At 37.2% G+C, this 13,207-nt stretch carries 10 protein-coding genes; 6 read left to right on the forward strand and 4 right to left on the reverse strand.

Annotated features, from left to right (window positions below; translation table 11 throughout):
• The first annotated feature begins 70 nt into the window (after window positions 1-70).
• Window positions 71-706, forward strand: coding sequence for a Holliday junction resolvase RecU (gene recU, locus IV87_RS03855; protein ID WP_057805659.1), 636 nt, complete (start codon window positions 71-73; stop codon window positions 704-706).
• Complete coding sequence (locus IV87_RS03860; RefSeq protein ID WP_057805660.1) at window positions 696-2,975, forward strand: PBP1A family penicillin-binding protein; 2,280 nt, start codon at window positions 696-698, stop codon at window positions 2,973-2,975. The genes recU and IV87_RS03860 overlap by 11 nt, the downstream gene beginning before the upstream one ends.
• 111 nt (window positions 2,976-3,086) lie before the next feature.
• On the opposite strand, the gene IV87_RS03865 is transcribed toward IV87_RS03860, so the two are convergent.
• The 4 genes from IV87_RS03865 to IV87_RS03880 all read right to left on the reverse strand — a co-directional run bounded on the left by IV87_RS03865 (window position 3,087) and on the right by IV87_RS03880 (window position 8,588).
• On the reverse strand, window positions 3,087-3,797 hold the full coding sequence (locus IV87_RS03865) for a DnaD domain protein (protein ID WP_236698964.1): 711 nt from the start codon (window positions 3,795-3,797) through the stop codon (window positions 3,087-3,089).
• A gap of 33 nt (window positions 3,798-3,830) precedes the next feature.
• Complete coding sequence (gene asnS, locus IV87_RS03870; RefSeq protein ID WP_057805662.1) at window positions 3,831-5,132, reverse strand: asparagine--tRNA ligase; 1,302 nt, start codon at window positions 5,130-5,132, stop codon at window positions 3,831-3,833.
• 26 nt (window positions 5,133-5,158) lie between these two features.
• Entirely contained in the window at window positions 5,159-5,653 is a 495-nt protein-coding gene (locus IV87_RS03875; RefSeq protein WP_057805664.1) for a cell wall elongation regulator TseB-like domain-containing protein, read from the reverse strand.
• 64 nt (window positions 5,654-5,717) lie between these two features.
• Window positions 5,718-8,588 carry a helicase C-terminal domain-containing protein gene (locus IV87_RS03880; RefSeq protein WP_082623510.1) on the reverse strand — a complete coding sequence of 957 codons (2,871 nt, stop codon included), beginning with the start codon at window positions 8,586-8,588 and terminating at the stop codon, window positions 5,718-5,720.
• 266 nt (window positions 8,589-8,854) lie between these two features.
• On the opposite strand from IV87_RS03880, the gene mvk reads away from it, so the two are divergent.
• The 4 genes from mvk to fni are packed head-to-tail and all read left to right on the forward strand — an operon-like array spanning window position 8,855 to window position 12,932.
• Window positions 8,855-9,817 (forward strand): mevalonate kinase, encoded by a 963-nt coding sequence (gene mvk, locus IV87_RS03885; protein ID WP_057805666.1) that lies wholly within the window; start codon window positions 8,855-8,857, stop codon window positions 9,815-9,817.
• Window positions 9,804-10,769, forward strand: coding sequence for a diphosphomevalonate decarboxylase (gene mvaD, locus IV87_RS03890; protein ID WP_057805667.1), 966 nt, complete (start codon window positions 9,804-9,806; stop codon window positions 10,767-10,769). Before mvk ends, mvaD begins: the two co-directional genes overlap by 14 nt.
• A 33-nt stretch (window positions 10,770-10,802) precedes the next feature.
• Window positions 10,803-11,879 (forward strand): phosphomevalonate kinase, encoded by a 1,077-nt coding sequence (locus tag IV87_RS03895; RefSeq protein WP_057805668.1) that lies wholly within the window; start codon window positions 10,803-10,805, stop codon window positions 11,877-11,879.
• Window positions 11,880-11,891: 12 nt separating this feature from the next.
• Complete coding sequence (gene fni / locus IV87_RS03900; RefSeq protein ID WP_057805669.1) at window positions 11,892-12,932, forward strand: type 2 isopentenyl-diphosphate Delta-isomerase; 1,041 nt, start codon at window positions 11,892-11,894, stop codon at window positions 12,930-12,932.
• Window positions 12,933-13,207 lie beyond the last annotated feature (275 nt).

Below are 13,207 nucleotides of genomic sequence, written 5' to 3' on the forward strand. Positions count from 1 at the left end.
AAAATATGTTTCAGATCGTTTTTAACTTTACATCTATAGTATAATATAGAAAATAGGAAGTGATACACAAGTGAACTTTCATTACCCATCAGGAAAGAAATATAAAGTGGCTGACGCTTCGTCTAAACAGATCCGACCCCACACTCCAATTCAATTTGGAAAACGTGGTATGTCCCTAGAAGACGAATTAAACGAAAGTAACCAATATTATCTTTCTCACGGAATAGCAGTTGTTCATAAAAAACCAACTCCAATTCAAATCGTCAAAGTAGATTATCCCAAACGTAGCGCGGCAGTTATAAAGGAAGCCTATTTTCGTCAGGCCTCAACTACTGATTACAATGGCGTTTATAAAGGTTACTATTTAGATTTTGATGCGAAGGAAACTAAACGAAAAACAGCTTTCCCTCTTGATAATTTTCACGATCATCAGATTCGCCATATGAAAGCCTGTCTGGCCGCCAAAGGAATTTGTTTTACAATTATTAAATTCGTAGAACTTGATCAAATTTTTTTACTCCCTGCTACAAATCTTTTTTATTTTTGGGATCGTCAAAAAAAAGGTGGTAGAAAGTCCATACCGCTTAGTTATATAAAAGAAAATGGTTACTTAATTAAGTATCACCTAAATCCACTTATTCCTTATCTAAATGCCGTGGATAATCTCTTAATTAAGCAACATGAAGGAGAACATAATGCAAAGTAATAATCAGCCACATCGGACCCAACATTCACAACTCACACAACCACCACATCGACGTCGATCAATTTTTAGGCGCATATTGCTCTGGATACTGGCATTATTTATTTTAGCTTTTGTTGGTGGTGCTGGATTATTTATGTACTATGCTAAAGATGCACCAAGCATTTCAGAAAAGCAATTATCAAGCGATGAAGCAACTGTAGTTTACGATAAAAGCGGTAAAGTCATTAGTCGCTTAGGTGCACAAGATCGTGATTACGTTAAAGCAAATGAAATTCCTAAGTCACTCAAAAGTGCAGTTGTCTCAATTGAAGATAAACGTTTCTATAAAAATAACGGTGTTGATCCTGTTCGTATTGTGGGAGCAACGTTTGCAAACATTACAGGATCCTCGCTGGGGCTTCAAGGAGCAAGTACGCTAACACAACAACTTGTAAAACTTTCTGTTTTTTCAACCTCAGCTAAAGATCGAACCTTGCGTGTAAAGGCCCAAGAAGCTTGGCTTGCTTTACAGGTAGACAAAAAATACTCCAAAGATAAGATTCTTGAGTTTTATATTAATAAGGTCTATATGGGTAATGGCGTTTACGGCATGGGAACAGCTGCCAAATATTATTATGGAAAATCACTTTCCAAATTAAATATTGGTCAAATTGCTTTGTTAGCCGGTATGCCACAGGCACCAACTTCCTATGACCCTACTAAATATCCTAAATACGCTTTATCACGACGTAACACTGTTTTACAGGCAATGGTCAATAACAAAGTTATCACTAAAGCACAGGCTGCTGCTGCTGAAAAAACAAGTGTAACAACAGGTTTAGTTAAAAAACATAGTTCAAATGGGCTGACTACTGTTAACAGTAAAATCGTTGACTCATATTTAAAACAAGTTATCAGCAGTGTTGAATCAAAAGGTTTCAATCCTTACACGGATGGAATGAAAATTTACACTAATTTAGATTTAGCAGCTCAAAAACGACTTTATAAAATTGGTAATTCTAGCACATATGTGCAATATCCCGATTCCAAGTTTCAGCTTGGCGTTTCCATTACAAATCCAAACAATGGAAAAGTAGTTGCTATGCTTGGTGGCCGTCAAACTGGCAATGTCACTTTTGGTTTAAACCGCGCCGTTCAAACTGATCGAAGTAGTGGATCCACCGCTAAACCATTGATGGATTATGGACCCGCCATTCAATATTTAAACTGGCCAACTAGTCGAACTGTCAAAGATGAACCGTTCACTTATCCTGGATCAAGTGCCAAACTCTATGATTTTGATAAAGCTTATAAAGGTAAAATGACAATGCGCCAGGCTCTTGTTCAGTCACGAAATATTCCGGCCGTTAGAACTTTACAAGATGTTGGAATTTCCAAGGCTACAACCTTCCTAAGCAACCTGGGTATTTCTCAAAAAGGTACTTATAATCTTCAAAACGGAATTGGCTTGTATATTTCACCACTTCAAGAAGCTGCTGCTTATTCGGCCTTTGCCAATGGCGGAACTTACTATAAACCTTATTATGTTCATAAAATCGTGACGCAAAGTGGCAAAACGTACAATTACAGTAGTCAAGGTAAACGTGCAATGAGTAAAGCAACTGCGTACATGATTACTGACATGTTAAAGGGCGTTTTAACAGACTCAAACGGTACCGGATCAACTGCTAATATTTCTGGCCTTTACCAGGCTGGTAAGACAGGAACAACGGGCTATCCAGCTGACATCGCCAGCAATTATCCAAGCAGTGCTTCAATGGATTCGTGGTTTACAGGTTATACCCGTCATTACAGTATGTCAGTGTGGACAGGATATGATCAGCAAAACACAGCTTCCGGATTCTTAAGTGAGCAAGAAACGCTAATTGCACAAGAAGTTTACAAGAGTATGATGAGTTATCTTTCAGCGTCTGTGACAAACGATAATTGGGTTAAACCGTCAAGTGTTACTGAAAAAACTGTTAATGGTGTAAAGGAGCTCTTCAAAGCTAACTCTAGCTACAGTAATTCTGGTACCAGTGATGACTACTCTCAAAACAACTCAAGCAGCACTTCTAGTTCGGTAAGTTCAAGTTCCTCTACTGTAACTACCAGTCGTGATACTTCTTCTAAGAGCAGCAATAATAGTAATAGTAATAATAGCAGTTCAAATAATAGTTCCAGTTCGAGCTCGAGTTCTTCAAGTTCTAGTTCCAGTTCAAGCTCAAGTGCAAGTAGTTCTAGTGCCAGCTCTTCCAGTAAAGAATCTTCATCAAGTAGTAAAAACTAATTAAATATATAAAAACTCGTATGTATTTGCTGGTCAACTGACCAATAAATGCGTACGATTTTTTTGTAATAAAAAAAGGCAAAACTATTTTCAGCTTTACCTTTTTTTCATCTACCTATTTTGATCAGAAATTTTATAAATTGGAATCTTTGGTCCGTTAAGGTCCGCTTTCACATTTCTCTGATTAGAATTATGATCACTTGAGGAATTATTTCGTTGCCGTTCTTCCTCTTTTTGAACTTGATTAACCGTTGTTAGATTTCGTTTTTCCCAATTTAATAATATTCTATCCATATATCTTAAACTGTATGCTTGACTCAAAACTGCCTCTTTCAAGGCTAATGAAATCATTTCCGGAGCATAATGATCATCTGTTAACCACTGATTGATCGTTTCATATTCGATTGGTGAAAGCGGTCGTCCAAATTCTGATTCAATTTGTTTAAACACCGTTTCACGATCGTTTTTTTGCGTTTGCTGTTTTTTGGTTTCGGTCTCATTATCGGCTGACTGTAACAGTTTATCAAATAAGAGATCAAAATTGTATTGATCATAATTTTTTCCATCAGCATGCTTCACAGTTTTAATTTCCATAAATTTGTTTTGAATTAACTCATGCAACAATTCATAAACTTTTGATTCGTCTAATCCTGTCTCACGCGAAATCAATTTTGAACTTGGGAAAAGATCACCTTGTTCACGTTGCTTTTCAATAATTAAATAAATCACTAACTCATCACTAGTCAATCCCAGTTGATGGAAATGGCTCAATAAATAATTCGAAACAACTGTGTTTCCGGCATTTAAAAATTTTCTTGTCACTTCATTCAAATCTTTCCCCTCCTTAATACCTCATTATGGATAAAGACGATGAAGCAATCTTGGAAATGGAATTGTTTCACGTACATGATCCTCACCAGTTATCCAAGTTAACGTTCGTTCTAATCCTAAACCAAAGCCAGAATGTGGAACTGAACCATATTTACGCAAATCTAAATACCAATCATAGTTCTTAGGGTCTTGTCCAGCTTTCTTTATCTGGCTGACCAAATAATCATAATTGGTGGCACGCTCAGATCCGCCAATAATTTCGCCATAGCCTTCTGGTGCTAAAAGATCTGCACAAATAACAAGATCATCTCTAGTTGGATGTGGCTTCATGTAGAAAGCCTTAATTGCCTTTGGATAGTTCATTACAAATACCGGTTGTTCAAATTGATCTGCCAAAAAAGTTTCTTCTGGTGAGCCAAAATCAACGCCCCATTGTAAATCCGAAAACTTTCCAGATGCTTGTAACATTTCAATCGCTTTATCATAAGTAATACGCGCATATGGTAACTTCGTATATTTTTTCAAAACATCAATATCACGGCCTAAGATGTTTAATTCATAGGCACAATTGTCAATTACGTTTTGTACTAAAAATGCCACATACTTCTCTTGAACCTCAAGACTTTGTTCCTGATGCATAAAGGCCATTTCAGGCTCAATCATCCAAAACTCAATCAAATGACGGCGAGTTTTTGATTTTTCTGCTCGAAATGTCGGTCCAAATGAGAACACTTTGTCAAAAGCCATTGCGCCGGCTTCTTCGTAGAGTTGTCCACTTTGAGACAGATAGGCTTCACGGTCAAAGTATTTGGTCTTAAAAAGCTCTGTAGTTCCTTCTGGTGCACTACCCGTTAAAATCGGTGCATCAAGTTTAATGAAACCTTCGTTATTGAAGAATTCATAGGTAGCTCGAATTACTTCATTACGAATTTCCATAATTGCATGTGGCCGTGAAGACCGCAACCATAGGTGACGATGATCTAACAAGAAATCAATACCATGTTCCTTTGGCGTAATCGGATAATCGTTGCTTTCACCTATGACTTCGATGTTGTCTACTTCAATCTCATAACCAAAATGAGAGCGATCATCTTGATGAATAGTTCCTGTGATCCACATACTAGTCTCTTGGCGGAGTTTTTTGGCAATTTCAAAAATTTCTTCTCCAACAACACTCTTTACGACAACCCCTTGAAAAAAGGCTGTTCCATCCCGTAACTGTAAAAAACTAATTTTTCCACTTGATCGTTTATCTGTTAACCAAACGCCAATTTTCACACGTTCGTCAACATGATCTTTGGAATCTACGATACTTATTTGTTCCAAACTAAATGCCCTCCTCGAGTTAATTTTTAAATGTTATTCACTGATCGAACAACCGTACCATTTTTAAAGTTTAAAGTTTTCAGACATAATTGTCCAGAGGCATTCATATATCCGACCTCCCAAACTGGTTTAGTCTTATACATCCCCATTGAAATTGTGGTTACTTTTTTGGGATTATAATTATTCCAAATCTTTTTTAATGCGTCGTTACGGTCAATGCCTGCAGACTGTTTAAAAATTCGCACTTTTTTACCATTATTAGAAATAATGACATAAACCGGAACATTTTGTTTTGTTACCCCAGTCACTGTGTAAAAAGTCTGTTCTGAATTTGCCCAAGAAAAATTAGTTTCTGTTTTCAAATGAGCATACTTTTTTGCAATCTTGATGGATTGACTTTTAGCGGAATCAACCGGTTTACGGACTTCATGATACACAATAGATGTCCCACCAACTAAAATAATAACCGCCGCAATAAATATTAGAAACCAATGACTATTATGTTTTCTAGAACGTTTCAATTTTACAGCTCTCTTTCTTTTAAAATCCAGACTTCATCATTATAGCAAACAAATTCAATCCAGGTTAATAATGCTTTCTAAAGAATTTATCAAGTTCGTCATTTGTTTGGTTTAGAGGTAATTTTTGTATTGGCATTCCTTTTGGTAAACTGTGCAGCATCGTCTTTCCATAACTTTTATCAAGAATACGTCGATCCAGAATAACCGCCGCACCATAATCACTGTCAGAACGAATTAATCTTCCTATTCCTTGTTTTAATCTAAGAATGCTTCGTGGTAAAAGTGCAGTCATAAATGGATTTTTATGTGCTTGCTTTTGAAGTTTGGTTTCTGCCTTTGTAAAGATTTCATCTGGTGAATCAAATGGCAGACGTGTCACAATCAATAAATCTAGTTGACCATTCGAAAGATCCATGCCCTCCCAAAAGCTTGCGGCACCAAATAAAATACCAGTAGAACTAGATAAAAATTCCCGAGTTAATTTGGATTTTGTACCATTCACACCTTGTGCAAGAATGCGCCGTTTTCGCCCTAAATCAGTTTTTTGAACAAGTTCGAAAACATCTTTAATAGTTGTCAAGGAATTAAACAACACTAAAATCTTTCCTGGGGTTACCTTAGCCAATTGATAAATTGCGGTCGTTAAAAATTGTGCGTATTCTTCTGATCCAATCTCATTAATCATCGGTCCATCATTGACCACTTGTAAAAGTGCATTTTCAGCAAAATCATACGGACTACTGTATTTCTTTACCGTTGTGGCATCACTGATCAAACCAACCTGATTTAAAAAGTATTTTGAACGACTATTGGAAAATAAAGTCGCCCCAATTAAGGTTGGTTTTTGAAACCAAGGATATACTCGCTCTTTAATATAATTAGCACTTTCAATAACTCCTTGGGATAGACTCACACTACCTGCATCATGCTGTGGTCCCACCTGGACCCAATAGAAATCGGCATCTCTATCATAGCTTGCATGATTCAAAAAAGATCCGAAAATTTTTAGAAAAATTTGTGTTTGAGTTTCCACTTCTAATTGACTGTTATTTAATTTTATCCAAGTGCGGACTTCTGACTCAATCAAATTTTGTTGCTGTTTATTGATTATTCTATTCAACGCTTCAAAAGCTAGAATCTCAGAGGTAAAGTTAGACTGTAGATTTTTAATCGTTGTTTGGTTTGTTTCGTAGAAGCTTTGCAGTTCAGCGTAAGTTATCACATGTTGAAACGGAAGATGATTCGTTTCTACAGGCATTTGATGACTTAAAAAGCGTTTAAATAGCTGTTCTTGAAGATTGGAAATTAGTTGATTAATGGTTTCCAGATCCTCAGCCATTTGATAAACATGGAAGCTGCCCATCGGATCACTTTGAATGATTTGTGAACGGTTGATTCCCTCATTCATTTTAAGGTGACTAACCTCACTGTGTGCCATACTCATTAAATGATTAATATCAAAAGTCATTCGATTTTCTTGCAAAACTGTATTTACAAATCGTTGGGCTTCATCAATAACCAAATATGGTTTATGTTGTTTATTTCCAAGTAAATCTGCATGATGGGAAAGAAAAGCATGATTGGTAACCACAATTTGAGAAATATGTGCTTTACGAATAACACGTTGATAAAAATCTAATTCATAAAAAGGATTGTTTTTATCTAAACTCGCAATTCCTTGATGCCGAATTTCATTCAGCAATGGAATTTTATGATTATTAATGTGAAGTTCATCCAAATCGCCTGTCTTTGTGTAAGTTAGCCAAACAAGCAATTTCATTTTAATCAACCTACTTTGGTTTGCAGGATCCCTTTCATTCAGCTGTTGTGAAAACTTCGCTAAATCAATATAATGATTGCTTCCCTTCACCAATGTTGCATTCATAGAAACTTTTAAAATTTTACTTAAAATCGGAATTGCTTTTTCCATTAACTGTGATTGCAATAAAGTTGTCGTTGAACTAATCACAACCGGCAGTTGATTTTGAATAGCCAAATAGGCAAACGGCAGTAAATAAGCAATCGTCTTACCAATTCCCGTAGGTGCCTCAATAACTAGTGCCTTCGAATCAGCAGCTTTATAGTTGGCATAAATTGCGTTCATGATGCGAGATTGTGCACTTCGCCACCCTAAATCACCCTGAAAAAGTGCTAATTTTGCTTTTTTAGATTGCGGATAATGACCCAACTGTTCCGTTGTCGCGTCATTGATTTTGGTTCGTTGGACTCGCAAAACAATATTTTCTTTAATCATTAAGTAATCCGGTAAGGGTCCCGGATTTTTCTGTTTTCGTTCAAATGCACCCTGAATCAGTTCCGCAGTTTGCCGTGGTAAACTTCCGGAAAGAGCGGTTAACTGTTTCAACGTTAATAGTGGTAGCTCTGCCAAACGTTTCATCAACATAATAAATAACTTAGCTGTAGCAAAAGCATCACTGTCTGCTGAGTGTGGATGCTCATGTTTGATACCAAAGTAACGGGACAAGTCGCGCAAACGATAACCATTTACGCTAGGCAACAAAATTTGACTCAATGTGACTGTATCAACAGCTTTTATTGACAATGTTGGATACCCTACTCGTTCAAACTCATAATTCAAAAATGGAAAATCAAAATTGACGTTGTGAGCAACAAAAACGGTATTCGAAAGAAGCCCAAACAAAGTTGGTGCAATATCATCAAATAACGGTGCCTTACGAACACGTTGGTTTGTAATTCCCGTTAGTTGTTGAATGGCATTTGGAATGCTCATTTCGGGATTAATATCCGTTACGAAAGTATTAATAATTTTGTGCTTTTTAACAAAAACACAGCTAATTTGAATAACTCGTTCATTCGCATTCAAATTAGTTCCAGTGGTTTCAATATCTACCACTGCATAGGTTGTATTAGAATCCATTTTCTCACCAGTTAACTCATAAGATGTGTGTTCCATATTTCTAATGATACTACATTAGAGCCAGCGCATAAATGCTTACTAGCTTCTGTTACTAGAAATTAAACTTAGGACACCTAATTTCACACTTTTCGTTTTCAGTTATTTATATTTTCAAGACATCAGTTAACTCGCCTTGATAAATTTAAAAATATGTTAAAATGGATGTTTGTTTGTAGTTTCACTAGTCTAAAGTGAGTAAACTAAAAACAAAATACCATTTACTTCTAAACTGATTTGTAATTTTTTGAAAGAGAGCGAATAGTTTGCGAAAATCTGCGACTGGACAAAGTCATGCTAAAATCATCTTTTTTGGTGAACATAGTGTTGTTTATGGACAACCAGCAATTTGTTTACCTATTTCAAAGATAAAAACAATTGTTTCTATTAAGGGTGCTGATACCGGGCAACATGTTGCTAGTAAATATTTTACAGGTGCTTTATCGGAAATGCCGGACAGTCAAACTGGAATTCAATTATTAATAAACACCATTTTAGTCGAATTACATCAAGAAAAAACACCATTTACCTTACAGGTTACGAGTGAAATTCCGGCAGAGCGTGGTATGGGTTCTTCTGCTGCAACAGCTATCGCAATAGTACGTGCATTTTTCCATTTTTTTCACCAATCCTTATCACATGCTGAACTACTTCGACTTGCAGACGTTTCAGAACAATATATTCACGGCAATCCTAGCGGTTTAGATGCGGCTACGGTTAGTTCAAAAACACCAATCTGGTTTGTTAAAGGTCGTCGGCCACAGGCTATTCCGATTAAACAAAACGCCTTCTTAGTTATTGTGGACACTGGTATCATGGGACAAACGGGTTTAGCCGTTCAGCACGTTAAATCAAAGCTAGCAGGTGATCACCATGCTGAAGAAGACATTGAAATGCTAGGAAAAATTGCTAAACAAGCTCGTAGCTGCCTAGCAAATGGTGATTCACAAAAGTTAGGTTTTTTAATGAATGATTCGCAAACAATTTTATCTAAATTGGGAGTCAGTCATCCAATCTTAGATCAATTTGCAACTCTAGCACTTAAAAATGGCGCTTTAGGAGCTAAACTCACTGGTGGCGGAATGGGTGGTTGCTTAATCACCTTAACGTCTAGCAAACCTTCTGCAAAACAAATCGCAACAATCTTGGAACAACATGGTGCCATTCATACTTGGATTGAACCACTTGCCACTGGATATCATAAAGGAGAAAAAAATGACCACAGCTAGGGCACACACTAATATTGCATTATTAAAATATTGGGGGAAAAAAAACACAGAACTTATTTTGCCTTACAATGACAGTATTTCTTTAACGTTAGATCATTTCTATACAGATACAACCGTAGATTTTGTTTCTTCGTTAACTGATGATGAAATTTTGGTAGATGATCAGCCGCTAACCGGTTCCGGCTTAAAACGTGCTAAACGTGTTTTGAACTTAATTCGTGAACAAAGTGGTATCCAAGAAAATGCTTCAGTTCATTCAACTAATCATGTCCCAACAACCGCCGGGCTTGCTTCCTCAGCGTCTGCTTTTGCAGCATTGGCTGCCGCAGGTTCTAAAGCTGCCGGACTAGATCTTTCCGACAAAGAGCTTTCTATTCTAGCTCGGCATGGATCTGGGTCAGCTTCCCGCTCAATTTTTGGGGGGTTCGTTCAGTGGCATGCTGGTCATGATAGCCAAAGTTCACATGCTCAAAGTATTCAGTCTGCTGTAGATTGGGATATTAATTTAATTACGGCTCTTGTGGACACGAAGAAAAAGAAAGTCAGCAGTACAATGGGAATGCAAGCTGTTGTGAAAACCTCTCCTTTCTTCCCTGCTTGGGTTAAAAGTGCCCAAGCAGACGTAGAACCAATGAAAACAGCAATCCTTAACAAAAACTTAGCAAATTTGGGAACAATTGCGGAAAACAATGCGATGCGAATGCACGCGACAACGTTTGGTGCCGTTCCCAATTTTACTTATTTTCAACCTCAAACGCTTGCAATTCTTGATGCTGTTCGCAACATCCGTAAACTAGGTGTAGAATGTTATAGTACTGTAGACGCGGGGCCTAATGTAAAGATAATTTGTGCATCATCTAACAACGAATTGATTATGGATAAACTTGCAACAATCATCAATCGCAATCAGTTATTAGTTTGCAAACCCGGACCCGGTATTAAGTACCTATAAATATTAATTCAAATTTTGAAGGGACATGATCCATTGATTACGGTGAAAGCACCTGGAAAACTCTATATTGCAGGAGAATATGCGGTTGTTGAGTCAGGTTATCCTGCCATTATTGTGGCGTTAAATCAATTTGTTTCCGCTTCCATTGAAAAAACTGAAAATGTGGGGCGAATTGTTTCTGAACAATATCACGAAAACTCTATTTCTTGGCGCCGACAAGGCTCTAAAATGGTTTTTGATAATCGTGATAATCCATTTCATTACATTCTTTCTGCAATTAATTTAACTGAAGAGTATGCAAGTAATCTCCATAAAGAATTAGGACTTTATAACTTATATATAAATAGTGATTTAGACAGTGCTGACGGTAAAAAATACGGTTTAGGTAGTTCAGCTGCCGTCACCGTTGCCACCATCAAAGCATTAGCTAAGTTTTATCACTTACCTCTAACCAAAGACAGTTTATTCAAACTAGCCGCGATTGCTCACTTTGATGTTCAAGGTAACGGATCACTGGGTGATATTGCTGCTAGTGTCTACGGTGGTTGGATTGCTTATCATTCCTTCAATCGTGATTGGCTCTTTGCTCAGCGCCGACAAACCTCTTTAATGGACCTTTTAGAGATGCCCTGGCCTGGACTAGACGTTGAACTATTGACACCTCCTGAGGATCTCGAGTTAATGATTGGTTGGACTGGTTCACCCGCTTCGACTTCCCATTTAGTTGATAAGGTAGCTATGGGAAAAGTAAGAGATCAACGTGAATATCAAGTTTTTCTAGAAGAAAGTAAGGCTTGTCTAAAAGAAATGATTCGAGGCTTTCACGATCAATCAATTACGGTGATTCAACATCAACTACGGGTAAATCGCACAATTCTAAAAAAATTAGCTGATTTCAGCCAGGTTTTAATTGAAACACCTATTTTAAAAGAAATGATTAAGGATGCTGAGATGGCCGGCGGTGCTGCTAAAAGTTCTGGTGCCGGCGGTGGTGATTGTGGCATCGTTTTGATCAATAAAAACCGTTCTATCGATACCCTACTCAAAACTTGGAAAGATAAGGGAATTAGACAACTAAAGTTTAATGTTCACAACGTCACTGAACTTTAAGGAGAACACGCTATGAAAGATATTCAATCGCATCGAAAAGATGAACATGTTTCACTGGCAGAACATTTTTATCAGCCACAGGCGAGCGCTGGATTTCAGAATCTACGCTTACTTCCGAATAATCTTCCCGAAATAAACCAAGACCAAATTAATTTAAACAGCCAACTTGGGGGAATCGTAACAGATTACCCTTTTTATATTGAAGCAATGACTGGTGGTAGTTCTTATACAGGCAAACTCAATGCCAGCTTAGCCCGAATTGCCAAGACAACTCATTTGCCAATGGCAGTTGGTTCACAAAGCGTTGCCTTGAAACGACCCGATCTCCAGACCACCTTTTCGATTGTTCGCAAAATCAATTCTTCTGGCATTATTTTAGCTAACATTGGGGCAAGTCATTCTGCTGCAGATGCGCAAAAAGCCATTGATATGATTGATGCTAACTTATTAGAAATTCATCTCAATGCAGCTCAAGAAATTATAATGCCTGAAGGAGATCGTTCATTTAATTGGTTGACTAACATTTCAGAAATTGTTCATACTGTGTCAGTTCCCGTTATCGTCAAAGAAGTCGGTTTTGGCATGACTAAACAAACCATGAAACAACTAGCTGAAATTGGTGTGCAATCCATTAACGTCGCTGGTCATGGGGGTACCAATTTTGCTAAAATCGAGAATGAACGTCGGCATGATAAAAGCTACTCTTATCTTCAGAACTACGGAATTAGTACGGTAGAATCACTTTTAGAATCACAGGAACTTCAAGATAAACTTCATATCTTGGCGTGCGGAGGTATCCGTAATCCACTAGACATGTTAAAAGGATTTTGCTTAGGTGCTGACATGATTGGTGTTGCTGGCAGAATTTTACACGAACTCATCCAGGAGGGTGAAGATCAAACTGTTCAACTTATTAATACTTGGCAAACACAATTAGCAGATTTATTAACCTTGCAAGGTGCTCAAAACATCAAACAGTTAAATCGTCATAATTTGATTTTAGATGAATCTTTACGTAATTATTGTGAACAAAGAAAAATAGAATTTAATTAAAGGTTGAAAGTATCAAAATCACTTCAATAACTGCTGTTAAACGACTTAGACTCCAAAAAATAGTTTAACTGCCGTCCTGCGGCTCACCTGGTCTGGAACGGGGTGGGCACGATTTGAAGCCAAGAAGAACACTTGTCTTCAAACTCGGCCTTATCCTAAGCAATGAATTGCTAAGGATAATTTCACCCCTGAGACCAATCGCCTCCGGACTAAGAACGTTTGATATTAAATAATGAACAGTAATACTGATATCAAAATTATTGTATCAGTGCATT

Source organism: Pediococcus ethanolidurans, from assembly GCF_001437405.1.
GTDB lineage: Bacteria > Bacillota > Bacilli > Lactobacillales > Lactobacillaceae > Pediococcus > Pediococcus ethanolidurans.

Bases quoted from the DNA above. Each gene is read 5' to 3' on its own strand.
- fni (WP_057805669.1), top strand. From the start codon at position 11,892: ATGAAAGATATTCAATCGCATCGAAAAGATGAACATGTTTCACTGGCA.
- IV87_RS03880 (WP_082623510.1), bottom strand. From the start codon at position 8,588: ATGGAACACACATCTTATGAGTTAACTGGTGAGAAAATGGATTCTAAT.
- mvaD (WP_057805667.1), top strand. From the start codon at position 9,804: ATGACCACAGCTAGGGCACACACTAATATTGCATTATTAAAATATTGG.
- IV87_RS03860 (WP_057805660.1), top strand. From the start codon at position 696: ATGCAAAGTAATAATCAGCCACATCGGACCCAACATTCACAACTCACA.